At 56.0% G+C, this 24,555-nt stretch carries 23 protein-coding genes and 1 tRNA gene; 7 read left to right on the top strand and 17 right to left on the bottom strand.

All coding sequences use genetic code 11. The features are described from left to right. Positions 1–33 precede the first annotated feature (33 nt). Positions 34–954, bottom strand: coding sequence for a sugar ABC transporter substrate-binding protein (locus ACOTTU_RS13635; protein WP_425658775.1), 921 nt, complete (start codon positions 952–954; stop codon positions 34–36). 96 nt (positions 955–1,050) lie between these two features. Between ACOTTU_RS13635 and ACOTTU_RS13640 the strand changes: the two genes are divergently transcribed. The 3 genes from ACOTTU_RS13640 to ACOTTU_RS13650 all read left to right on the top strand — a co-directional run bounded on the left by ACOTTU_RS13640 (position 1,051) and on the right by ACOTTU_RS13650 (position 3,290). Next, complete coding sequence (locus ACOTTU_RS13640) at positions 1,051–1,398, top strand: hypothetical protein (RefSeq protein ID WP_425658777.1); 348 nt, start codon at positions 1,051–1,053, stop codon at positions 1,396–1,398. Between the two features lie 64 nt (positions 1,399–1,462). Continuing rightward, entirely contained in the window at positions 1,463–2,272 is an 810-nt protein-coding gene (locus ACOTTU_RS13645) for a division plane positioning ATPase MipZ (protein ID WP_298920393.1), read from the top strand. Between the two features lie 148 nt (positions 2,273–2,420). Continuing rightward, positions 2,421–3,290, top strand: a complete 870-nt coding sequence (locus ACOTTU_RS13650) for a spondin domain-containing protein (protein ID WP_298920392.1) — start codon at positions 2,421–2,423, stop codon at positions 3,288–3,290. A 24-nt stretch (positions 3,291–3,314) separates the two neighbouring features. Here the strand turns inward: ACOTTU_RS13650 and ACOTTU_RS13655 are convergent, their stop codons facing one another. Then, the gene (locus tag ACOTTU_RS13655) at positions 3,315–3,776 is read right to left on the bottom strand and encodes a MarR family winged helix-turn-helix transcriptional regulator (RefSeq protein WP_298920390.1); all 462 of its coding nucleotides are present in this window, start codon (positions 3,774–3,776) and stop codon (positions 3,315–3,317) included. A 306-nt stretch (positions 3,777–4,082) separates the two neighbouring features. Between ACOTTU_RS13655 and fahA the strand changes: the two genes are divergently transcribed. Then, the gene (gene fahA / locus ACOTTU_RS13660) at positions 4,083–5,336 is read left to right on the top strand and encodes a fumarylacetoacetase (RefSeq protein WP_425658780.1); all 1,254 of its coding nucleotides are present in this window, start codon (positions 4,083–4,085) and stop codon (positions 5,334–5,336) included. A 52-nt stretch (positions 5,337–5,388) separates the two neighbouring features. On the opposite strand, the gene ACOTTU_RS13665 is transcribed toward fahA, so the two are convergent. Further along, complete coding sequence (locus ACOTTU_RS13665; RefSeq protein WP_425658782.1) at positions 5,389–5,778, bottom strand: RidA family protein; 390 nt, start codon at positions 5,776–5,778, stop codon at positions 5,389–5,391. Between the two features lie 661 nt (positions 5,779–6,439). On the opposite strand from ACOTTU_RS13665, the gene ACOTTU_RS13670 reads away from it, so the two are divergent. After that, positions 6,440–8,104: an ABC transporter substrate-binding protein gene (locus ACOTTU_RS13670; protein WP_425658784.1), complete on the top strand. Its 1,665-nt coding sequence runs from the start codon at positions 6,440–6,442 to the stop codon at positions 8,102–8,104. A 78-nt stretch (positions 8,105–8,182) separates the two neighbouring features. Next, the gene (locus ACOTTU_RS13675; protein WP_425658786.1) at positions 8,183–8,671 is read left to right on the top strand and encodes a DUF2165 family protein; all 489 of its coding nucleotides are present in this window, start codon (positions 8,183–8,185) and stop codon (positions 8,669–8,671) included. Here ACOTTU_RS13675 and ACOTTU_RS13680 read toward each other — a convergent pair. The 13 genes from ACOTTU_RS13680 to hemE form a co-directional block, all read right to left on the bottom strand. Continuing rightward, positions 8,662–9,297: a 3-hydroxyacyl-CoA dehydrogenase family protein gene (locus tag ACOTTU_RS13680; RefSeq protein ID WP_425658788.1), complete on the bottom strand. Its 636-nt coding sequence runs from the start codon at positions 9,295–9,297 to the stop codon at positions 8,662–8,664. The genes ACOTTU_RS13675 and ACOTTU_RS13680 overlap by 10 nt on opposite strands. Continuing rightward, a complete protein-coding gene (locus tag ACOTTU_RS13685; protein ID WP_298920378.1) occupies positions 9,294–10,184 on the bottom strand; it encodes a helix-turn-helix transcriptional regulator in 891 nt (296 codons plus the stop codon). Before ACOTTU_RS13685 ends, ACOTTU_RS13680 begins: the two co-directional genes overlap by 4 nt. Before the next feature lie 108 nt (positions 10,185–10,292). Further along, positions 10,293–11,489 (bottom strand): benzoyl-CoA 2,3-epoxidase subunit BoxA, encoded by a 1,197-nt coding sequence (gene boxA / locus ACOTTU_RS13690; protein ID WP_425658789.1) that lies wholly within the window; start codon positions 11,487–11,489, stop codon positions 10,293–10,295. A gap of 225 nt (positions 11,490–11,714) precedes the next feature. Further along, on the bottom strand, positions 11,715–13,166 hold the full coding sequence (boxB, locus tag ACOTTU_RS13695; protein ID WP_425658791.1) for a benzoyl-CoA 2,3-epoxidase subunit BoxB: 1,452 nt from the start codon (positions 13,164–13,166) through the stop codon (positions 11,715–11,717). A gap of 44 nt (positions 13,167–13,210) precedes the next feature. Next, a complete protein-coding gene (gene boxC / locus ACOTTU_RS13700; RefSeq protein WP_425658793.1) occupies positions 13,211–14,869 on the bottom strand; it encodes a 2,3-epoxybenzoyl-CoA dihydrolase in 1,659 nt (552 codons plus the stop codon). Positions 14,870–14,989: 120 nt separating this feature from the next. Beyond that, positions 14,990–15,451, bottom strand: coding sequence for a DUF309 domain-containing protein (locus ACOTTU_RS13705; protein WP_425658795.1), 462 nt, complete (start codon positions 15,449–15,451; stop codon positions 14,990–14,992). Then, positions 15,435–16,259: an alpha/beta fold hydrolase gene (locus ACOTTU_RS13710; protein ID WP_425658797.1), complete on the bottom strand. Its 825-nt coding sequence runs from the start codon at positions 16,257–16,259 to the stop codon at positions 15,435–15,437. Before ACOTTU_RS13710 ends, ACOTTU_RS13705 begins: the two co-directional genes overlap by 17 nt. Next, a complete protein-coding gene (locus ACOTTU_RS13715; protein WP_425658799.1) occupies positions 16,256–17,797 on the bottom strand; it encodes a benzoate-CoA ligase family protein in 1,542 nt (513 codons plus the stop codon). The genes ACOTTU_RS13710 and ACOTTU_RS13715 overlap by 4 nt, the downstream gene beginning before the upstream one ends. A gap of 131 nt (positions 17,798–17,928) precedes the next feature. Beyond that, entirely contained in the window at positions 17,929–19,248 is a 1,320-nt protein-coding gene (locus ACOTTU_RS13720) for a TRAP transporter large permease (protein ID WP_425658800.1), read from the bottom strand. Positions 19,249–19,258: 10 nt separating this feature from the next. After that, positions 19,259–19,828 (bottom strand): TRAP transporter small permease, encoded by a 570-nt coding sequence (locus ACOTTU_RS13725; protein ID WP_425658802.1) that lies wholly within the window; start codon positions 19,826–19,828, stop codon positions 19,259–19,261. 76 nt (positions 19,829–19,904) lie between these two features. Further along, on the bottom strand, positions 19,905–20,945 hold the full coding sequence (locus ACOTTU_RS13730) for a TRAP transporter substrate-binding protein (protein ID WP_298920360.1): 1,041 nt from the start codon (positions 20,943–20,945) through the stop codon (positions 19,905–19,907). Positions 20,946–21,418: 473 nt separating this feature from the next. Then, positions 21,419–21,495 (bottom strand) — tRNA-Met (locus ACOTTU_RS13735). A 53-nt stretch (positions 21,496–21,548) separates the two neighbouring features. Then, complete coding sequence (gene hemE, locus ACOTTU_RS13740; RefSeq protein ID WP_425658804.1) at positions 21,549–22,583, bottom strand: uroporphyrinogen decarboxylase; 1,035 nt, start codon at positions 22,581–22,583, stop codon at positions 21,549–21,551. A gap of 102 nt (positions 22,584–22,685) precedes the next feature. On the opposite strand from hemE, the gene hemC reads away from it, so the two are divergent. Further along, positions 22,686–23,636 (top strand): hydroxymethylbilane synthase, encoded by a 951-nt coding sequence (hemC, locus tag ACOTTU_RS13745; protein WP_425658805.1) that lies wholly within the window; start codon positions 22,686–22,688, stop codon positions 23,634–23,636. Positions 23,637–23,642: 6 nt separating this feature from the next. On the opposite strand, the gene hemF is transcribed toward hemC, so the two are convergent. Then, a complete protein-coding gene (hemF, locus tag ACOTTU_RS13750; protein ID WP_425658807.1) occupies positions 23,643–24,536 on the bottom strand; it encodes an oxygen-dependent coproporphyrinogen oxidase in 894 nt (297 codons plus the stop codon). Positions 24,537–24,555: the final 19 nt, after the last annotated feature.

Raw genomic sequence — 24,555 nt, forward strand, 5'->3', positions numbered from 1 at the left:
CGGCTGAAGACACCGGGCGTCGGCTGCTGCAAATTATTCGCCCGCAACCAATTCGATCGGGGTCCTGACCCAGCCTTCAAGAGCCGGACCGCCCGCCAGGACCTCCAGAGCAAGATCAATGGAGTTGGCAGCCATTTCCTTGCCAAACTGATCAACCGAGGCCAACAGACGCCCGTCTTCGATCATTGGCAGGACTGCTGGGATCGCGTCAAAACCCACGACCTCGATATCTGTCCGCCCGGCGGCTTCCAATGCCTTCACGACACCGATCGCCATGGAGTCATTAGCTGCCATGACACCCTGAATGTCGGGGTTGGCGGTCAACATTGCCGAAAACACCTGATTGGCTTCCTCTGTTTCCCAATGAGCGGTCCGGCTATCGAGCAACTCCAGCTTGTGTTCCGTCACTGAATCCTCAAAACCCAAGCGCCGCTGGTTCGCATTATCGGCGCCCGGATTGCCCTCGATAATGACAACCTTGCCACCGGCACCCAGTTTCTGCGCCAGAGCATCGCCAGCAAGTTTAGCACCGCCGCGATTGTCCGGACCCACAAATGCCAGATCGATACCCTGCTGTTTCTTTGCGTCCTCATCCAGAGCGACATCAAAATTGACAACGACAATGCCTGCCTCCATCGCCCGCTTCAACGGGCGCACCATGGCTTTGGAATCTGCCGGTGCAACAACGATTGCATCAACGCCCTGAGTGATGAAGTTTTCAACAGCGTTTATCTGGGATTCAAAATCAGTCTCGTTTTGCATCCCGACTGCACGCAATTCGTAGTCGCCACGCTCTGCCGCGTGGGCTTCTGCGCCTTCAAGCATATTCTGAAAGAACTCGTTGGCGAGCGACTTCATGATCAGACCAACAACGGGTTTGTCCTCGGCCGCCACGATACCAGCAGACAACAGGATTCCGGTCGCTGCCGCAGCAGCGAATTTAATGAGCTTCATAAGAGCCTCCCTAAGCGTTTGAGGGTCACACCGACGCCGCGTGGCGCAGGCTTTTGACCTGCCATCAAGAAGCCAGCAATCTTGATTCGAGTCAATATGAAACGTTTCATTTTTTATCCTTATGGTTGTATCTCCCATGAGAAAATGATCGAAATGGCGATTAAAATACTGATATATATACTATTTTTACACACTGATCAGTTAAGAAGCGGCCAAGCCGCACATCGCAAGGTCTCTGAAATGAACTCCGGTCCGCCACCGGCGGTCACACCAATCTTCAAGCGACCTCTGCGATTTCCACCCAGCGCAACCTTTGCCAAAAAAACCTGCGTCCATCATGCCCGATCGCTCAAAACGGCACCTAAATTTGCAGCGGCTACGGACGCAACAGGCCTGCCAGATTTAGCAGCGCCATACGCCCTTCACCGCTTCCCAAATCAATGAACCCCACATATAGTGCCGCGCAATAGAAAGCCGCACCAAGTGGCTGGAACAAAGGATCGGGCACATGGCGCATATCATCGTCGTCGGAAACGAAAAGGGCGGCGCGGGGAAATCGACTGTGTCGATGCATGTCGCCACAGCACTGGCGCGCATGGGTCACAAAGTCAGCGCACTCGATCTGGATTTACGTCAACGCACATTTGGACGTTATACCGAAAACAGAAAATCGTTTCTTGCAAAGGCCGGGCTGAAACTGGCCAGCCCCAACACCCATGAATTGCCCGACATTTCGGCGGACGCCCTGAAACCCGGTGAAAATATCTACGATCATCGCCTTTCTGCGGCTGTCGCTTCGCTGGAACCTGACAATGATTTTATCCTGATCGACTGCCCGGGATCTCACACACGGCTGAGCCAGGTTGCGCATTCTCTGGCTGATACGCTCATCACGCCGCTAAATGACAGCTTCGTGGATTTTGACCTGCTTGCGCGCACTGATTCTTCGGGCGACGAAATCCTGGGGCCATCCGTCTATTCTGAAATGGTCTGGAATGCGCGACAGCTACGCGCGCAAGCCGGCCTGACCCCGATTGACTGGATTGTTGTGCGCAACCGAATGGGCGCTCAACGCATGGTCAACAAGGAAAAGATGGAGCGTGCCGTAAGAAACCTGAGCAAGCGCATCGGGTTCCGCATTGCGCCCGGCTTTTCGGAACGCGTTGTCTTTCGCGAATTGTTCCCGCGGGGCCTTACGTTACTTGATCTGAAAGACATTGGCGTCAAGCAACTCAACATATCAAACGTGGCGGCACGTCAGGAACTTCGCGATCTGATGAAGGCGTTGGAACTGCCCGGCGTTACCGTCGATTTCTGATCCGCCTCCCTCACGGAAATTTCAGTTTTCTTCACAACGCAGAGAGACGCGCGGATGTCACGCAGGTGTGAGTGTTTGTTGATCTGGAACTGCCCCTAAGGTGCGCCAGCCTTTCCGCTTGGATTGGCTTTTCTGACAGGAGTGAAAAATGAAATTTGTAACCAGAAACCTTTTGGCTCTGGCCGTATCCGCCGTTGGTGCGTCATTCGCATTCTCGGCGCAAGCGACCACGATCCAGATCACCGTGACCAACAATCAGGCCAGCGGCGGACTAGCGATCACCCCCCTTTACACGGCTTTTCATGACGGGAGCTTTGACGCCTTTGATCTCGGCGGCACTGCATCGGCAGGGCTGGAACTTATTGCCGAAACCGGTATGCCCCGCGGCGTCTTACCCGATAACACACCCTTTGGCATCGCGGTCGAGCGCGAGGCGCAATTGCCAAATTCGCAAGGCACGGTGATTGCTGCGGGTGCCCCGATGACTTCCAACCCACCCCCAATCCAGCCTGGCGAGACCGGAAGCACAACGCTGCATGTGGATGCAAACTCGGCAGTGTATTTTACTTTCTTGTCGATGTTGTTGCCGTCCAATGATCATTTCATCGGCAATGATAATCCGCTTGCGTATCAGCTATTTGACGATGCTGGAAATTTCACCGGCAATCGCACGATCAACGTGACCGGCGCGCAAATCTATGATGCCGGAACAGAAGCCAACGGATTGACCGGCGCAGCCTTCATTCAAGGCGCAGACATCACCGCCAGCCCAGCGGGCGAAGGCACAATTCAGCAAGGAATTCCTTTGTCGAGTGAGCTTTTTGGACCCGATGTTTTGCTTGCAACCGGTGATACGCTGAACCCCTCACTGATCGACTTCACATCCAATCCGGGGGCGTTCAACCTCTTGACCATCGAGATTTCAGAGCTCGCTCCAGTGCCGCTGCCCGCCAGCGCGCCGCTCTTGCTAGGTGCTTTGGGATTGATCGGCTGGCGTAGTCGTCGCAAAGCCGCCTAATTTCATCATCTGTGAAGGGCCAAATCATTGGCCTTTCACATTTTCTGCCTTTGGCATCTGCGCAAGGACCCTCAACGCCCGGCGCAGAATTTCCAGTTCCTCTTCATCAAATTGGCTGCTGAGCGCGTCATCATAGGCCCGTGCGATGCCGCGCAAATCCTCATAAACCGCCACCCCTCTTGGCGTCAGTTTCAAAAGCTCTACGCGGCGATCGTCTTCACGACGCGTACGGGTCAGGAACCGTCTCTCTGCCAATCGATGCACGGCACGGCTTATTTTGGTCTTGTGAATCTTGGCCGCATCAACGATCTCGCCTGCCGTCATGCAACCGAAAAGGCCCAGGTGAAAAAGAACCCGCCATTCAGTGCGCAGCATCCCGTATCTGTCTTTGTAGATCTGGTGAAACTCCAGACTGCTCTGTTCGGCCGCCTGGTTCAGCAAATAGGGCAAAAACGCCTGCAAATTAAAGTCCTCGGAATGCGACATCTGAAGAAACCGGCCTTGTTAGTTACAAAAACAACTAATACAAGAGCCCCATTCTTTGGCAAGGAGGCAGATTGGTGCATTTGCGTGCAAATGATCTCGACATATGATGAATTTGTACGAGGCAATTTGTTAAAGTTCAGACATGCCCCTCCACATCTCTCTGACCAAGCAGGAAAGTAGTTTTTGCCGATGAATACCGCTCTCATTGACCTTCTGTTCTGGATCGGGGCCTTCGTGGCCCTGTTCTTTCTTTTTCGCTGGCTACAGGCCCGAAAAAAGCGCAGCCAAAACCCCAAGGACGACTAAATGCCCCTGACGAAAAGCTGGATTGCCAGTGCCAACGATCCGGAATGTGACTTTCCGCTGAACAATCTGCCATACGGCGTATTTTCGACCGATGATCGGGACGCGCGTTGCGGTGTGGCGATCGGCGATCAGGTTCTCGATCTGGCATCGCTTGAGGCGGCAGAACTGATAACACTCAGCGACGAGCCCGTGTTTGACCTTCCATTCTGGAACGATGTGATGGAATTGGGCCCCGACGCCTGGCAGGCCTTGCGCGAACGCCTCACCGCCTTGCTTGTGGAAGGTGCCAGCGAACAGGCATTGGTATCCCCGCACCTTGTTCCGCTGGTGGATGTTCAGCTGCACATGCCGCTGGTTGTTTCGGAATACACTGACTTCTACGCGGGTCGGCACCATGCGACCAACGTAGGCACGATGTTCCGAGGGGCGGAGAACGCGCTACCTCCCAACTGGCTTCATATTCCAATTGGTTACAATGGCCGCGCAAGCACGGTTGTGGTCAGCGGCACCGACATCCGCCGCCCAATGGGGCAAACAAAGGCACCGGACGCCGATATGCCGGTGTTTGGTCCCTGCAAGCGGCTGGATATCGAGTTGGAGATGGGCGCAATCGTCGGCGCTTCAACGGAAATGGGTCAGCGCGTCACGGTCGCAGAAGCCGACAAGATGATTTTTGGTTATGTATTGCTGAACGATTGGTCAGCCCGTGACATTCAGGCATGGGAATATCAGCCGCTTGGACCATTTCAGGCAAAAGCCTTCGCGACATCCATCAGCCCGTGGATCGTCACCGCAGCCGCACTCGCCCCCTTCCGCACATCAACGCCGACACGCGAAAAAGAACTTCTTCCCTATCTGCAGGAGCCCTCTCCCATGCTCTTCGACATTGATCTTTCAGTTCTCATAGAACCCGAGAACGGCACTGAAGAAGTCATCGCGCGCACCAATTATAACGAGATGTATTACTCCGCAGCCCAGCAGCTTGCTCATCACGCCTCGTCGGGTTGTGCGATGAATGCTGGCGATCTGCTTGGATCGGGTACGATTTCCGGCCCTGAAAAAGATCAGCGCGGCTCCATGCTGGAATTGTCCTGGGGCGGTAAGGAACCTCTGACGTTACAGGACGGGCAATCGCGCAGCTTTATCGAGGATGGCGACACTCTAACGCTTTCCGGTCATGCGCAGGGTGATGGATACCGTGTGGGTTTTGGCCGTTGCATCGGGAAAATTCTGCCCGCGACTGAAACCCCCTAGGCCCCTTGTAAGGATCGTGATCTGGTAAGGATAGGCGGGCTCGCGGGGTGGATCACCTTGCGGCGGCCCAGACCTCCACTTCCACTAAATATTCTGGCCGGGTAAACCCCGATACGATCAGCAAAGTGGAAGACGGCAAGACCCTGGCACCCTGAACGAAGGCGTCACGCGCTTTCATGTAGCCGGCAAAATGAATGCGATCGGTCACGTAAGCGCTGACATGGCAAACATCCTTTGCCGACATCTGAGCCTCAGCCAATATCGCCTGAATATTGGCAAAGCAGATGTTTGCCTGAGCCTCAGCGGTATCAGGCACGCTGCCATCTTGCGCCATTCCCAACTGCCCGGCGGTCCGCACGATACGCATACCAATGGGAATTTCCACGCCGTGGGAATACCGCGCAAAGGGGGGAGCTATCTGACTTGGTTGCAGCGATTTCACAAGATCCTCCAAGTCCGTCGCGGACATAAATCAAACCGCACACCAAATTCAGCACAAGCAAAGACACAAGCGCAAGCCGAAGGTCAAAATTTGAATGCCTCATCAGGCCGAATGTTGAGGCGTAAGGTCTCAATTTCGAGAGATTCGTTCACAATCCACTGACGATAAACCGCCGTTTTCCACGCGTGGCACGCGAACCAAACCAAAATTTTTCTGATGCATGAAAAAAATTTTAAAGCGCTTTGGCCGCTTATGAGTAGAGTGCTTCCGCATGAAGACGCGGAAACCAATGGCGTGCCGCTTTCACGGTTTCCACCTCTCGATCAAGGTGCAGGAGCGACACAGACTATTCAAATCGCGCCGCTTATTGGGAAAATCGTCGCAAGGCCACATTAACCCCGCGAAGATAGCCCACCAGAATTTGGTCCGATTTCCCACTGGGGCACCTCGACAGGCTTCGAAATCGGATCACTGTATCCCGCTGCTTCTCCAGAACAGAGGCAGCGGTGATGTGCGTGGGGTTGACGACCCGACATAAAATTTTGACACTCCCGCCGTCCCCGAGAGGGCGTCAAGAAAGCAGATCAACTGCATCACCGATGCCGGCACAGATTGCCGGCGTAGAGCGCCAGCACACAGCGCGCCAACAGAGAGGAAGAAGATGACATTTTTCACACGTACCGGCAGACCCCTGCCGCAGTCCGTCGTGGACTCAGCCGGGAAGGTCGGATCTGATCCGGTCAATCGTCGCGAGTTCCTGGCGATGGCCAGCGCCTTTGGCGCGACTGCAGCGACCGCATATTCCATGATCGGTATGGCTGCGCCCGCGCATGCTGATGGCCACAAGGAAGGCGGCGTTGTCCGCATGCAGCAGGAAGTTCGCGCGCTGAAAGATCCGCGCACCTACGATTGGTCCCAGATTGCCAACTTCAGCCGCGGCTGGCTCGAGTATCTGGTGATCTATGAGAACGACGGGACTTTCTCTCCTGCGCTTCTGGAAAGCTGGGAAATCAACGACGATGCCACTGAATATACATTGAACGTCCGTAAAGGCGTCAAATGGAACAATGGCGACGACTTCACCGCAGACGACGTTGCACGCAACATCGCCGGATGGTGCGACAAAGGTCTGGAAGGCAATTCGATGGCTGGCCGTTTTGGTGTACTCATCGACGAGGGCTCAGGTCAGGCAATTGATGGCGCGATCACAATTGTGGACAGCCACACAGTAAAACTGGCCCTGCCACGTCCGGATATCTCGCTGATCCCCGGCATGGCTGACTATCCGGCGGCGATCACACCGGCAGGGTTTAACGCAGAATCCATGTTGGAAAATCCCGTTGGCACCGGCCCCTATTTGCCGGAATCGCTGGAAGTCGGCGTTAAAGGTGTTCTGGTCAAGAACCCCGATCACGCCTGGTGGGGTACCGATGTCTTTGGCGGTCCCTACATTGATCGTCTCGAATATATCGACTACGGCACCGACCCGTCAGCGTTTGTGGCGGCAGCCGAGGCCGAAGAAATTGATGCGCTCTATTCAATCGAGGGCGACTTCATTGATATCTTCGCGACACTTGATGGCTGGGTCGAGAACTCGATTGCAACAGCCGCCACCATCGTGATCCGCCCCAATCAGTTGGCAGAGATCGACGGCGTAAAGCCCTATGAAGACAAGCGGGTGCGCCAGGCCCTGTCGATGGCAGTCGACAACGCCGTTCTGTTGGAATTGGGATATGGCGGGCGCGGCATTGTTGCCGAAAACCACCACGTGGGCCCGATGCATCCAGACTACGCTGAGCTTCCTCCCCGGAAGGTCGACCCCGCAGCGGCAAAAGCGCTGATGGACGAGGCCGGAATGGGCGACTATGAGCATGAGCTGTTTTCAATCGACGATGCATGGCGCAAAGACACCACCGACGCGGTTGCAGCACAGCTGCGCGATGCGGGCATCAAGGTCAAACGCACCATTCTGCCGGGCTCCACTTTCTGGAACGACTGGGTCAAATACCCTTTCTCGTCAACGAATTGGAACCACCGTCCTTTGGGTGTGCAAATCTGGGCATTGGCGTATCGTTCAGGCGAGGCGTGGAATGAATTCGGCTGGTCCAATGCCGAATTTGACAAGATGCTCGACGTCGCGTTGGCGACAGCCGATGTCGATAAACGCCGCGCTTTGATGAAAGACATGGAAGCCTTGATCCAGGACGAGGGTGTGACAATCCAGCCCTACTGGCGCTCTCTCTACAATTTCACCAAAGAAGGCCTCATCGGTGCTGGGCACCACATTTCGTTCGAATATCATCCGGCGCGCATGGCCTGGACCTGATAGAGACCACGTTACAAAGGGCCGTGTTCGCACGGCCCTTTTTTATTGCAAGCACTGCGGATTCCGGAAGATTTCAAGATGGAAGCCACGCTCCTACTGGCACAAGCGGTCGCTACAGGGTTAATCGCATTGTGGCTGACCTTAGGCCTCAAAGACAATTTTCTGCATCCATCAGTAAATGAAAAATACACCGCCGAAGTGCTCGCCATGACACGTATGCGCGCGCAATATCCCGAAGAGTTCAAAACCGTCGCCCATAGGGCCATCACAAATCGGCAAACGCAGCAGTTTGCATTCCGTTGTGTTCTGGTCGCGGAATTCGTGACCTGTATTCTATTGTGGCTTGGTGTTTTGGGGCTGCTGATCAGTATCAGTAATCCCGATGCGCTCGAAGCAGCGCGCATTATCGCAATGCTCGGTGCCCTGAGTTTCACCGCCATCTGGGCCGGATTTTTGATTGTCGGAAATCACTTTTGTTATTGGTTCTGCCACGAGGGCGCTCAAAATACGCATTTCCAGATGACGCTATGGGGTTTGGCAACCCTGATCCTGATCAGTCAAAGCTGACCTCGCAACAGTTCAAGGTGGTTGCTGATCTTCATTGCCTTCGACGGCCCGTAGCGCAGCCCTGTCAGTCGCGCAAGGATTGCATCGATCCCCGCTCCAGCAGCGTAGCTGAGGACGCCCCCGGTTGCCGCCGGAAACCCAAGGTACTTGATACTCGCATCGTTAACCTGCCCGATATTCGAAAGACTTGTGTTGGCCATAATATCCGCAGAGGCGTTGACCAAGGCCAGCGTAAGATGCGCGACAATCTCATTATTCGAAATATCGCGCCGCGTGATCCCTTCAAACCGCGCCTCCTCGCGTAGTAAATCTTCGACAAGTGGGTCGATTACCAATCCACCGCCTCCCGGATAGCGATACCAACCGACACTTACCTTGCGACCCAGGCGGCCTTCTGCGACCATTCTGGGAAGGATCGGGGTGATCTGATGGCAGCCCGATTGACTGTTATGCGCAAGTGCTACATCCAAACCCTCGATGTCTTGCGCCTCACAGGCACCACTTGAAAATCCGAACTCCGTCATGGCCTCATCCAGTTCCCAGGGATTGGTGGCCTCGAACAACAACACTTCTGACATTGATCGCAGGGCGGCTTGCAAGGCCAGACCAATCGCGCTTTCGTTCATGCGCCGGGAAATTCCAGGAACCGGTTTGACGCAATGACCTTGATCAGATCATTCAAGGAGGTCGAAACGGTCCTGTTCGAGGTATCGATCCGGGCCTCTGCGCGTTCGTAAAGCGGCGTACGCGACTGCAGCAATGCCTTGAGTTGCTGCATTGCCGCCGGGTTGTTCCGCATGGGTCGCAAGTCACCCTGCGCCCGCACTCGTTGCATGTGTTCAGCCGGCGAGGTTCGTAACCAAACGGTGTGAAAGCGCTCCAATACCTGCGCATAGGTTCTTTCTTCGGCCACTAGCCCTCCCGCGACCGCCAGGATCACCTTGTCGTGGCGTTCAACAATCCGCGACACGGCTTCGGCTTCAAGACCGCGGTAACCGTCCTGTCCATAAAACGCCATCACTTCGGACAATGGCATGCCGGTGTGGGTTTCGATTTCCTTGTTCAGTTCGACAAACGGCAGCCGAAGCGCCTCTCCCGCCAGTTTGCCCAAAGTGCTCTTGCCTGCGCCACGCAGACCGATCAGGCAGATGCGACCTGCCCTGAGCGTGGCAGGGTTTTGCGGTGCGAGAATAGCGCGAACCTGTTGTTGGACGCTTTCCGGCGCATGCCGGTAGAGCATCGCCACACGCTGCACTTCCAGATCCCAGGGCGCATTTTCTGAAAGCAAATGTTCGATCTTGATATCAAGGGCATCCGAAATGCGCTGCAACAACGCGATCGATATATTCCCCTCACCAGCCTCAAGCTGCGCCAGATAGCGCGGCGAGACGCCGGAACGTTCTGATAATGCACGCCGTGGCAATCCCTGCGCCTTGCGCGCCTCGCGCACGCGCGTCGCCAAACGCGATATGACCTTTGACGTGGTTTTGGGTTGGGTGATTACCTCAGACATGGACATCCCGTACTCGAAAAATAATGCATAAGACACTTAGGGAACTAGTCCAGATGCATCGAATTTCAGGTCATTATGGCAAAATGTCGCATATTTTTTTCTTGGCCATCAGTAAGTTTCGACGTGATACCGCCCCGCATCACGCATTTGGTCTCGTAGCTCTGACCAATGCAAACCCACCCCTCTTGCGATATCACTCATGGCTTCTTCGACACCCTGCTCCATCGCTTTTAGTCCGCAAATGTAGATGTGAGTATGGGTATCACCAAGCAGTTCGGCAATCGTTTGCGACTGTTCACGCAGCTTGTCCTGCACATATTGCTTAGGCGCATCCTTTTGGCGACTAAAAGCAAATTCCTTGCGCATGAAGGTGTCTGGCACCTTCTTGAGAGGCCCGAAATAAGGCAGATCACGCGGGCTGCGCGCGCCAAAGACCAGCGTCAGACTATCCTTTACGGACGGTAACTCGCGTTGCCTGCGCATGGTAAAGCCGCGGAAGGGCGCGGACCCGGTGCCAGTACAAATCATCAGCAAATGCGCATTGGGATCGGAGGGCATCAGGAACGTAGACCCAAAAGGCCCTGTGATTTGAACCTCATCACCTTTTTCGAGATCGCACACGTAGTTCGAACAGACACCTTTGTCTTCACGTTTCACCGTAAGGGAAACATTGTTGAAACCTGGCCTTTCGCCGTCCCGTGGACTTGAGATGGAATACAGGCGCGGTAAGTGAGGCTGCCCCTTGTCATCCAGGCCGGGTGCAATGATCCCGATGCTTTGACCCTCCAGGACAGGAAAAGGCAAATTCGACAGATCAAGAATGATGTGCCGGACATCGCTATCACTATCTGCTTCTGTGAGACGGTAGTTGCCTTGGACTTTCGCCGTCGCCGGATTGCCCAGATTGTATAGGTTGATCGTGGGTTTTGACGCAGACGCCGGTGCCTTGGCCTTCCCCCCCGCCCCCTTGTGGGCTTCGGCGAGCAGTGCCGCGACCACATCGTCGTGCGCTTCAATCCCGTCATCCTGTGCGTCAGGTTCTGACGCGATGTCTTGCTGCTCTGGCAATTCTTCGAAGTCGAATTGCTGATCAAGGCTGTAGGGCGTTTCCACCACGCGCCATTCGTCGATCGACCCGGTGGGGCATACCGGGATACAGTCCATACAGAAATTACAGGTATCGGGGTCAACGACGACATTGTTGTCGTCATGTTGAATGGCGCCAATGGGGCAGGTCATCTCGCAGGTATAGCAGCGGATGCAGATTTCAGGATCAATGAGGTGTTGTTTTACCGGCTTGTTCATGGACTGGCAGCGGACCGCTGCAGCACCAGATTCGGCAAAAACGCAAGTTCATAGAGCTCTCGGCATATGCCCTTACAATCGGGGCATCCGAGGCAGTTTTGTTGCAACATCACGGGCGTTTTCATGGTCTTAGCTTGCATGGTCCGGTCTCCTTTGAAACGAAAGGTCACTGGCGGTGACGCAGACCAGTTTGATCAGCCTGCGTTACGATTGCGTTGACTTGGATCAAGCCATGTGCAGTTTTACATACTCGAAATCTCCGGGTTTGTTATCAATGCCAACCTTCGGTGGCGCGATCCAGGACGCGTACTGCCCCGGCTCGTAGCACGGCACCATCAAAGACTGAATGAAATCGCCATCCGCCTTTGTCGGCAACCAGTCGTCTTTCTGTGCCTCCCATTCCGCGGTTGAAATGATGTTGCCTGACGGGTCCACAGCAACCGACGAAAAGACACCGATCTGACGGTGGAAACCTTCATGGGGTAACTTCAGCTCAAACGCGACACCCGCTTTGGCGATTGCCTTGTTCCAGCGGCCAACACCACCCGCCGCGTCACGCACATAATCGTCCCGCAAGCGCATGTTTATGGCGGTCAACGCAGGCGCGTCTTCTGTGACGATCTGACCATCCTGGATAGATGTGACGGCATAGGTGTCATCTTGCAGCTTGTGATCATCGTCAATGCGCTGCTCCATGTAACGCCCCTTGATACCGGCGTTGAACGCATTGGCGGCGTTGGTGGAGACCTCCTGACCAAAAAGATCAAGGCTGAGCGTATAGTGCAGGTTCAGCTTCTTCTGGATCGTCGGCAGATCAATGACCCCGAGGTCGCGAATCTTGTTGATGTCAAAGGGATCGCTGATCCCGTGCTTGTTCATAGCCTCCAGAGTGGCCTGAATGGTGCGCCCGACACCGGTTTCGCCCACAAACATATGGTGTGCTTCTTCGGTCAGCATGAAACGGCAAGTGCGCGACAGCGGGTCGAAACCCGATTGTGCCAGGCTTTCCAGCTGCATCTTGCCGTCGCGATCCGTGAAATAGGTGAACATGAAAAACGACAGCCAATCAGGCGTTTCTTCGTTGAACGCCCCCAGCATCCGCGGCGCTTCTTCGCTGCCCGATGACCGCACGAGCAAATCATTTGCCTCTTCACGACCGTCGCGGCCGAAGTACTTCTGCAGCAAATACACCATCGCCCAAAGATGCCGACCCTCTTCCACGTTGACCTGAAAGAGATTGCGCATGTCGTAAAGCGAAGGGGCCGTAAGCCCCAGGAACCTTTGCTGCTCAACCGAGCCGGGCTCGGTATCACCCTGGATGACGATCAGGCGCTTGAGCATGTTGCGATACTCACCCGGAACCTCTTGCCAGGCCAGTTCGCCGTGGTGCTCTCCCATGGGGATCTTTCGGTCCTCGACCGCCGGTGCCAAAAGGACACCCCAACGGTATTCGGGCATTTTCACATAGTCGAACTTTGCCCATCCCTTGGGGTCAACGGACACAGCCGTCCGCAGATAGACCATGCTGTCCTGAAAGTTCTGAGGGATCAGATCGTTCCACCAGTTGATATATCCCGGGTGCCATTTTTCGAGCGCCTTCAGCACTTTTTTATCCGAGCTCAGACCGACATTGTTTGGGATTTGACTGTCGTAACTGACGTTGATGAGATCGAGCATTCTTTCCTCCTGTCAGACGGCAGCCCGACGATTACATTTGTTTCTCAGACGCGCTGCATATTGTAGTCGGCCCGCAAGCCGGACCCGTATCGCTGCAACGCACCTTCAGGACCCACGGCATTCGGGCGCTGGAAAATCCAGTTTTGCCAAGCTGTGAGTCGACCAAAAATACGCGTTTCCATCGTTTCCGGCCCGACAAACCGCAGATTTGCTTCAAGCCCCGTCATCGCATCAGGGGAAAAACTCGCACGCTCCTCGCGGAAAAGACGCACTTCGTCGTCCCAGTCGATGTCGTCGTAGGCATAAGTAACGAGACCCAGCGTCTCTGCATCCTCTGCCTCCAAAAGCTCTCCGGTACGGGTCTTCAGAGCTTCCACCTGCTTCGGGTCACCATAGAAACGGGTCGCGAGGCGACTGAGATCATTGCCCATCGGATATTGACCGAAATTGGCTTCACTCAGCATGACCGAAGCCAGCGGACGATCGTCATCCTCAAAATCGTCCAGCATCATGTAGCTGCGATCCACCGCCCAGAGAATTTCCGCCAGAACCCCCGCAAAACACGAACCATGCTCGACCATCGCCACGAGGCTGCGCGACGTCATATCAATACGCTTAAGCACGCGCTTCCATAGGCACAGAACCTCATTTGCAAGCCAGTGCTCCTTGTCGGTCAGTAAAACCGCCTCATGAGCGCACACCAGATCAGGATCACCTTGTGTCCGGAATTCGATCAGACCCAATTCATCTTCGTTGGTTCGAAGGTGCAGGATCGCGTCATCCAATTCGCGCGCACAGCGCAGCAACCATGCGTCCGACCCCTCGGCTGTGAAGGCGTTCATGTCAGCAGGTGCGGCCTCCTTTGGCCCCTGGATCGTGATGATCGCACGTCGCCCGCCCCGGTCGATCTCAATGCCCACGGTTGAATATTGCACGTCACTTTCGCCTATCCTGCGAGACAGGGGCTTAAGCTCAATGCCCTGCGGGACGTCAGATTTGGCTGAATTGGTCGCGAGTTCCTGAGCGCGTGCTGCAACGGTTTCATCAAATTTGGAGTTCGGTATCACCTCATCCACCAGCTTCCAATCCAGCGCCCGCTTGCCTTTGACCCCCTCTTCAACCGAACAAAAGACATCCGCCAGATCCCGCCGCACCTTGCGCTTGTCGGTCACACGCGTCAGCCCGCCCGTTCCCGGCAGAACGGCGAGCAATGGCACCTCCGGCAGCGCCACAGACGAGGTGCTGTCGTCCGTCAGCATGATGTGATTGCACGCCAGCGCGAGCTCATAGCCGCCACCTGCACAAGCACCCCTTACAGCGCAGATATAGTTCTGGCCACTGTCCCGGAGCGCTGCTTCGAAAGTGTTGCGCGTTTCATTGGTGAATTTGCAGAAGTTCACCTTATGCGCATGGGCAGCCCCTCCCAGCATACGGATGTTGGCGCCTGCGCAAAAAACCTTGTCCTTCGCAGAGCGCAAGACAACAACCTTAACCTCCGGGTGTTCAAACCGCATGCGCTGAACGACATCCGCAAGCTCAATATCAACCCCCAGATCATAAGAGTTCAATTTGAGCTCATATCCCTCAAAAAGTCCGCCTTGCTCGTCGACATCCATGTAAAGGTTGGCCACTGCGCCGTCATAACTGACGCGCCAGTGTTTCATTGAATTCGGGTCGACCTGAAAATCGATGTGTTTGGTCACTTTGGCACCTTCTAGCGCCAGAGGACGCCATTCTGCTTCATAATGAATTATAGTTCCGTATGTTTGGCCGTAAAGCGCATATAGGCGCAAAAATCAGACAATATCCCTGCTTCTAATGCACTATAATTCATCTTTCGCGCGTTTCTGAACATCTTCCATCTGCGCACGGATAGCAGCGGGCCGAAGCCCAAGCGTCACAGCACTCTGGGGGCAGCGCTCCAAATGCGCGCCAACCCTTTCGCATAATCGCAGGGTTGCGCGCGGGCGCTCCATCAACAGTTTCAGCTGCGCGTTGGCCAGTTGGATCAGGGCCTGAACCATGTCACGCTCCGCGCTTGGAACAACTGTCTGAAGCCAAACAGCCTCCAACACTTCATGGCACTCCCAGAAGTAACCAGCCTCCAGATACGCCAAACCGGCCTGGAATGCGGCAGTCTGATGCAGTGCCTGCGGGGTCTTCGCTGTCAACGCGCTTGCCTTGATCCCGTCGAACCAGTCTTCCGGGTGTCGGTCCGTCTTGCCCGGCACGTAGACATGCGGGGGGCGCGGGACACCTTCGGGAAGATCAGGAGAGCAGGACATCTTCCTGCTCCAGTCGCACAAGTCGGGCGCAGAATGCGACAATCGCCCGTTTTGTTTCTTCCGGGCGCTCCAGATGCGGTGCATGCCCGCAATCGCGCAGGATCACGCGTTCAAGCGGAGAATAGACACGGGTCTCGATCTCGTCGATCTGCGCCAGACTGCCATAGGGATCATCCGTCCCCTGAAGAGCAAGAACCGGAATGCGCCAATGATCAATCGCATCCGCCACGTTCCAGGTTTCAAATTCCGGATGAACCCAAACGTCGTGCCATCCCCGGAAGAGAGCGTCGGCATCATCGTGGTATCGCGAAAGCTTCGCACGCAGATCACTGGCGTCGAAATCCTTTCCCGCAGCACGTATCGCGGAAAGCCCGATCGGTTCAGTGAAAAAATGCGGCGCGATAAGGATCAGACCTCTGACCCGCATATCGCTGACTGAACCCGCATAAATGCCAGCAATGGTCGCCCCATCAGAATGGCCCAGAAGAATGGTTGCCGTGATGCCCGCAGCGTCCAGCACCTTTCCAAGCGTATCTTCCGCTTCCTGCGTCATATAGTTCAATGGTCGAGGTAGACTGGCTTGCGAAGACCGCCCATGCCCTTGTCGCGAATATGCGAGCACACCAAGTCCGGTGGCTTCGGCAATTTTTCGGGGGACATCACGCCAAAGGTCAACCGATCCCAATCCTTCATGCAGCAACACGAGCGTCGGCGTCGATCCAGGAGGTGGACCGTAGCACCTGTATTCCAGAGCCGCGTCACCTGCTGCGAGCGTTTGTCCTTCGTCCGCCGCCCAACGAAAACTCACGCCAGCCCCTCGCGCAACTTGAAGCGCTGGATTTTCCCGGTTGCTGTTTTTGGCAGATCATCGACGATTTCGATCCATCGGGGATACTTCCACTTGCCGATCCGTGTTTTCACGTGGTCCGTCAGCACCTCTTTCAGGTCATCAGGAGCCTCAGTCGCCAGCACGATGAAGGCTTTGGGCTTGTCCAGACCCGCGTCATCCTTGGCCGCAACGACGGCAGCTTCGAGGACAGTTGAATGGCTGGCAAGCGCTTGCTCCACTTCGAAAGGTGACACCCAGATACCAGAGACTTTGAACATATCGTCTGTCCGACCGCAGTAGATATAACGCCCATCAGGGCGACGCTCATATTTGTCCCCCGTCCTTGTCCAGATACCTTCAAAGGTTGCGCGTGATTTGCTGCGTTGATTCCAGTAGCCAGAGGCGGCGGAGGCTCCGCTGACGAGCAATTCGCCGATCTCATTGTCTCCAACCTCGGCGCCATTTTCACTCACAAGCCGGACATCATAGCCCGGCACCGGGGTCCCGGAGGTCCCGTAGACCACGTCCCCCTCCCGGTTGCTCAGGAAAATATGCAGCATCTCGGTTGATCCGACACCGTCAAGAATGGCAACGCCTGTATGCGCCTGCCACCGGTTTCCGACGTCCTCGGGCAGCGCCTCGCCCGCAGAAATGCAGCGACGCAAAGGGGCTGTCGGGGCGCCTGATTTGTCCATTTCGGCGACCATCGCCGCAAAAAGTGTTGGCACGCCACAAAACACCGTTGCCTGTTCCGCATTGAGTGTCGCGATCATATCTCCGGGCGTGGGCCTGCCTTCAAAAAGTACCGTCGTGGCTCCAACCGCGAGCGGGAATGTCATCGCGTTGCCGAGGCCATAGGCAAAAAAGAGTTTTGCCGCAGAAAGCACGATGTCATCTTCGGTCAAGTTCAGAACGTTTGCCCCGTAGGTGTCAGCGGTGGCCTTCAAGCTGGAATGTACATGCTGAACGCCTTTCGGTGACCCTGTGGACCCAGAAGAATAGAGCCAGAACGCGGTTTCATCGCCCGAGGCAGGCTGGGTCTCCAGAGCTTCTGCTCCCGCGACAAAATCCGCGTAGTTCAGGCTGTCGCCGACAGAAGCTTCGCCAATAACGATCACCGCGCGCAAGAAAGGATTATCCGCCAATACCGGCGCCACAACGTCGAGCAAAGCTGCGGAAACAAAAAGCACAGAGGCGCGGCTGTCGCGCAGGATGCTGTCATAGACAGGCGCGGCCAAAAGCGTGTTGATCGGAACCGGCACAACCCCGGATTTCAAAGCCCCAAAGAAAATCTGGGGGAACTCCAGAGTATCGAGCACCAACATCGCAGCCCGCTCTTCCGCGCGAAATCCGGCACGTCGGAATGCACCGGCAATGCAATTCGCCCCTTCCGCCAGTTGCTGGTAAGTCAGGTTCCGGCCCGTTCCCGCTTCCCGGTAGGCCGTCTTGTCGCCCCGCCCTTCTTGTAGATGGCGGTCAACAAAATAACTGGCTGCGTTTTCCGTCGCGCTGGTCACTGGCGCCTCCCCCAAGTCAAAAGCCGGAATTGGTTTTATACTGCACGCACAAACCCTGCCTGCAAGGCGAGTGCAGAAATTAGTGCACTATATCGCAAACTCTTGAAGACCAGTTGGCACCTTGCCTGTCCTCAGGCGGGGATCAGGAACAAGGTAATTGCTGGGAACATCACAAGAATAACGACACGCAGAATATCTGATCCCACAAAAAACATCACGGCCTTATAGGTTTCCGTCATCGGGGTCTCACGGTCCATCGCATTGATGATGAAGAGGTTCATGCCCACTGGTGGCGTGATCAACCCGACCTCGACGACGATCAACACCAAAATGCCAAACCAGATCGCCACGTGTTCCGGCGACATTCCGAAATCCATCGCAGAGATAACAGGGAAAAAGATCGGGACGGTGAGCAGAATCATTGACAGGCTGTCCATCAGGCAACCGAACACGAGATAGAAGATGAGAACGATCGACAGTACGAACCACGGGCTGAAGCCCTGGCTGAGGACCCAGTCCGCCATGTATTGCGGCACGCCGGAAAGGGCGAGGAAGCTGTTGTAGAAGCTGGCGCCTAGTACAATGAAGAAGATCATGGCAGTCGTTTTGGCGGTACCCAGAAGACTGTCGCGGAAAACAGCCCAGTTGAGGCTGCCCGAGACCAGTGCCACCAGCCCTGTGCCCGCAGCACCGATGGCCGAGCCTTCTGTCGGCGTGAACCAGCCAAGATAGATGCCGCCGACCACAAGGCCGAAAATCACCAGCACCGGCCAGGTTTCCGCCAATGCAGCCCAACGCTCTGACATGGGTTGCGGGGGCCTCGTCCCGGCAGATTTCGGATTCAAGCGCACGTAAAGCGAGATGGTCAACATGTAACCGATCGCCGCGAGGATGCCCGGAATAAAGGCGGCGAGGAACAGCTTTGCAATGTTCTGTTCGGTCAGAATGGCGTAGATGACGAGGATCACAGAGGGCGGGATAAGGATGCCCAGCGTGCCGCCAGCCGCCAGTGTGGCCGTCGAAAAACCGCCTGAATACCCGTAGCGACGCAACTCCGGCAGGGCGACTTTGGACATGGTTGCCGCTGTTGCCAGAGACGATCCGCAAATCGCTCCGAAGCCTGCACAGGCCCCCACTGCGGCCATAGCCACCCCGCCACGTCTGTGCCCTAGAAAGCTCTCCGCCGCTTTGAACAGCGAACTGGACATGCCCGAGAGGGTCGCAAACTGGCCCATCAGTAGGAACATCGGGATGATGGAAAGCGAATAGCTCGAAAACTGTGTGTAGGTTTCCGATTTGAGTTTGTTCAGCAGCACATTGGGGTTGCCACCCATGGCAAAATACCACCCCGCAAAGCCGCAAAGCAACATGGCAAGCCCGATTGGTGCGCGCAAAAACACCATGAGCAGCAGGATTGGGAATGACATGAAGCCCAGCTCGAGATTACTCACAGTCAGATCCTCATGAGGTTGGCAAGAGTACGCGCCCCGAGAGGCTCTCGCCAATCCGCATCACGGCACAATACAGCGCGACGATACAGGTCACGGTCGATGCCGCGAAGCTTGCCGCATAGGCCCACCAGACCGGAAATTGCAGAAACAGGGTGGTTTCACCATTGCCAATGTAGCGCTGCATCCCTTCGTAGAGCCGCCAGCTGATCAGGATCAGCGTCGCCGTCAGAACGACCTCCCAAAACGCGACGATGGCCCTGTTGACCCTCGACGGCAGTTTCGACGTGAATATATCGACGGTCGCATGCCCGCCGTAAAGCTGGCAAACCGGAAAGAAGGAGAAGATCGCAAAGGCGACCCCAGCTTCCAGTAACTCATAGCTGCCATTGACCTCACCAATACCAAGATCCAGCAAGCTTTGAGTGAAACCTCCAAGCAGGCCCTCTGCACGGTCGGAATGGAGCATCTTGTTCAGCGAACGTCCGATGATCGACAGGGTGGTGAGGACAATCAGCCCGACCAGCACGAGGCCACCAACAACCGCCGTGCCCCGCGCGAGCAGCTTTATCAACTGATGCATCTGTCATCCCCGTCCAAGATCAAAAAAGACCCGCCGCAAGTGCTGCTTGCCGCGGGTCTTTTTCAGATTTCAAAGCTTACTCGGTGTATTTGTCGATGAGCATACGTGCTTCATCAATCAACGCCTGACCATCAATGCCTTTTTCATTCATGTCAGCGACCCATTCCGCATAAATCGGTTCAGCCACAGCTTTCCACTCAGCGGTTTCAGCCTCGTTGAGCGTAACGATGTTGTTGCCCCGATCGGCCGCAGCCTTGCGCGCCGGACCGTCACTGTCGGCTTGAGTGCCACCCGCAAATACCGAGAATTCCAATCCCGAGTTATCGTCGATCACTTTTTGCAGATCTTCGGGCAGACCATCATAGCGGTCTTTGTTCATCGCCAAAACAAATGTCAGAACATAGAGCGCATTGCCGGTGAATTCCGTATGGTTGCTGACCAACTCCGGGATCTTGAGCGCAGCCGTGACCTCCCACGGGATCGTTGTACCGTCGATCACACCCTTGGACAGACCCTCGGGCACAGCAGGTACCGGCATGCCAACGGGCGTCGCGCCAACCTTCTCCAGCAGAGCATTGGCCAAGCGTGATCCACCGCGGATTTTCAGACCTTCCATGTCAGAGGGCTTGCGAACTTCCTTGTTGGCATGGATCAAACCGGGACCATGCACCCAGGTCCCAAGGATGTGCACATCTTTGAATTCGGTATCCTTCATATGCTTTTCGAACATTTCCCAATACGCGCGGGAGGCGGCACGGGCGTTTGTCATCATGAAGGGCAACTCGAACACTTCCGTCGATGGGTACCGGCCCGGTGTATAGCCGACAACGGTCCAGACGATATCGGCGACGCCGTCAATGGCCTGATCCATCAGCTCTGGCGGCTTGCCACCCAGTTGCATGGACGGATAACGCTCGACTTTGATGCGCCCGCCACTGTCTTTCTCGACATTATCCGCCCAGACATCCAGAACCAGCTTGGGCACATTGGCTTGCGGCGGCAGGAATTGGTGCAGGCGCAGGGTAACTTCCTGAGCCAGCGCGGGCGCGGCCCCAAAGCCGAAGGCCAGCGCCGCAGCCGCCGCCACATTCAGAAATGATTTCCGTGAGATCGTCATGGTATTCCTCCCAATTATTTGGTCAGGCCTTCTTGGCGCGGCCTGTGACTTTTCTTCCCAGACAAATTGCTATTGCAGATCAGACAGGTTGTCACCCGTGTTTGTAACTATCTGATCGCAATCAGTCGCAGGCGACGCAATGCCCCCGGTCTCATCGGAAATCTTACCATCAAGGCCGGTTGACCCGTAAAGTCAGGCAATCTGGTCGAGCCATTCCTCCGGGCTTCGGGCCGACATCACTGACCAGCTGGGTCCGAACTCGCACCATAATTCGTCTGCGCCAAGCAGGACTCGTCCGCAGAGCGGCGTACCGGTTTGCAGCGCCGCCGATCCTTCGGACTATGACCATTGAAAGCTGCATTGATGGTTGCGTAGTCGAGGACGGTCATCGCAGGCCCGCAACAATGCGCCTTTTCGCCACAAACCCTTGCGCTGAGCAGCGCGAAGGTCAATTGGTTGGGGCGAGGGTAGGATGGTGGCGTTAGGTGGACTTGAACCACCGACCTAACGATTATGAGTCGTTCGCTCTAACCAACTGAGCTATAACGCCATCGGGGCGTGGACTATGCCAGCCATGCTGCGCCGTCAAGCCAGAAATACCGATTATCCCGCGCGAACCGCATCAATCATGCGCTGCACATTGTCGGGGTCTGCATCCGGCGTGATCCCATGCCCGAGATTGAAGATATGCGGCCCGTTGGAAAACGCCTTCACAATGGCGCGCGTATCGTCGATCAGCGCCTGGCCACCCGTTACCATATGGCTGCTGGCAAGGTTTCCCTGCACGCAACCATCCACCTGAACATGTTGAGCGGCCCAATCCGCGCTGATGGAATTGTCCAAAGCAACGCAATCCACGCCCGTCTCTTTGGCAAACCCGATGTAGTTGTCACCCGCCTCACGGGGGAACCCGATAACAGGAATTTGTGGATAACGGGCTTTGAGCGCAGCGGTGATCTCTTTTGCGGGTTTCAGGGCATATTTCTGGAAGGCATCGCCTTTCAGCGAACCCGCCCAACTGTCGAATATCTTGACCACTTCTGCGCCGGCCTCGATCTGAGCGGCCAGATAGTCAATTGTGCCCGCCGTGATCCGATCAAGCAGCGCTTCAAAAAGTGGTGTGTTCTCCTGCATCAACGCATGTGCTGGCCCCTGATCTGGCGTCCCGCGCCCGGCGATCATATAGGTCGCAACAGTCCAGGGCGCCCCGGCAAACCCGATCAGCGTTGTGTCTTGGGGCAGTTCGCGGCGCAGGATACGTACGGTTTCATAGATTGGGCCCAACGTTTCATGGATGTCCGCCACCGGTCCCAACCTGTCGAAATCCGCCTGCGTCTGAATTGTCGACAACCTTGGCCCCTCACCCGTCACAAACCACAGATCGGCCCCCAGAGCCTGCGGCAACAACAAGATATCCGCAAAGAGGATCGCCGCATCAAATCCATAGCGTCGAATGGGCTGTAACGTGACCTCTGCGGCAAGCTCGGAATTGTAGCACAAGGACAGAAAGTCACCTGCCTGCGCCCTTGTCGCACGGTATTCCGGCAAATACCGTCCAGCCTGCCGCATCATCCAGATCGGTGGGGTCGCAAGCGTCTCGCCAGCAAGAGCGCGCAGGATCGTTTTGGTCGGGGCCATGATGTCCTCATTTTCAATTTCTCCGTTGGTCAGCGCCAGCGGCCCTGATGTCAAGAGACTGACGGGTTGTCAGGGTAATTTGACGCGCCTATTGATTGTCGCATGACATTAACGCTTCCCACTCCCGACACGCCTCTGAAAATTGGTACACGCGGATCTCCTCTAGCGCTGGCCCAGGCGTATGAGACACGCGAACGCTTATCCGCGGCCTTCGGCTTGTCTGAAAACTGCTTTGACATTGTGGTGATCAAGGTCACAGGCGACGCCATACAGGATCGCCCGCTTAAGGAAATCGGTGGCAAGGGTCTTTTCACGCGCGAGATCGAAGAAGACCTGTTGTCGGGCAAAATTGACATCGCGGTCCATTCAATGAAGGACATGCCGACGGTTCAGCCGGATGGGCTGATCCTTGACACATACCTGCCGCGCGAAGATGTGCGCGATGCCTTTGTGTCCCCCGCACTCACGGCCGTTGCCGATCTTGCACCCGGGGCTGTTGTGGGCACATCCAGCCTGCGCCGCAAGGCCCAACTGCTGAACCGGCGGCCTGACCTGAATGTGGTCGAGTTTCGTGGCAACGTGCAGACACGGTTGAAAAAGCTCCACGATGGGGTCGCGGAATGTACTTTTCTTGCCACGGCCGGGCTGAACAGGCTGGCCATGGAGGATGTTCCCGCCACGCCCATCAGCCCCGATGATATGTTGCCCGCTGTCGCCCAGGGTGCCATTGGCATTGAGCGCCGGACCAATGATGAAAACACCGCTGAAATCCTGGCCGCGATCCATCACATGGAAACCGGTCAGCGGTTGGCGGCCGAACGCAGGTTCCTGCTGACGCTTGATGGATCTTGCGAAACGCCCATTGCCGGGCTCGCCGAACTTGAGGGCGGTCAGTTGCGGTTGCGCGGAGAGGTACTGCGGCCCAATGGCTCGCAAGCGATCACAGGTGAACGCATCGGCGCGATTTCAGAGGGTGCTAACATGGGCCAAGAGCTTGCCGAGGAGCTTTTGTCGCGCGCAGGGCCCGGTTTTTTCGACTGGCACGGCAGCTAGGGGCATTCACACCCATTTTGCCAGCGGCGGCAGACTCATCAGAACCGCATTGGCATCATGCCCGGTTTCCAGCCCGAATTTGGTGCCGCGGTCATAGACAAGGTTGTATTCGGCATAAAGCCCCCGGTGGACCAATTGCGCGTCCTTGTCAGCCTCTGACCAGTCCTGCACGCGGCGTTTTTGCACAAGCGGCACAAAAGCAGGCAGGAACGCGCGCCCAATGTCCTGCGTCAGCGCGAAATCCGCAGCCCAGTCACCAGTGCAGTGATCATCCATGAAAATGCCGCCGACGCCGCGCGCACGATAGCGGTGCGGGATGTAGAAATACTCATCCGCCCAATCCTTGAGCTTTGGGTAATACGCGGGCCCATGCCGGTCGAGGTGCTGCTTTTGCGTGGCATGAAAATGCGCCGTATCCTCGGCATACTCAATACAGGGGTTGAGATCGGAACCGCCGCCGAACCACCAGGCATGCGGCGTCCAGAACATGCGTGTATTCATGTGAACCGCTGGCGCATGCGGGTTCTGCATATGGGCCACAAGACTGATGCCGGACGCCCAGAAACGTGGATCGTCTTTCATGCCGGGTATGCCCTTGCGCGCAGCCATTGCCATCTGCGCCCGTTCACCCAATGTGCCGTAGACGGTGGAGATATTGACCCCCACCTTTTCAAACACGCGCCCGCCCCGCATGACACTCATCAACCCGCCGCCGGCGTCTGATCCGTCATCGCTGCTGCGTTGGGTTTCGGTCACCTCGAAAACGCCCGGTACTGTATCCGACAGCGGGCCTTGATCGTGATCTTGCTCCAGCGTTTCAAAAGACGCCACAATCTGGTCACGCAATTCTCTGAACCACGCGGACGCGCGGTCCTTTTCAGTCTCAAAATTATCGGTCATGGGGCGTCCAGTTTGTCAC

It is taken from the genome of Roseobacter sp. EG26, from assembly GCF_049830555.1.
GTDB lineage: Bacteria > Pseudomonadota > Alphaproteobacteria > Rhodobacterales > Rhodobacteraceae > Roseobacter.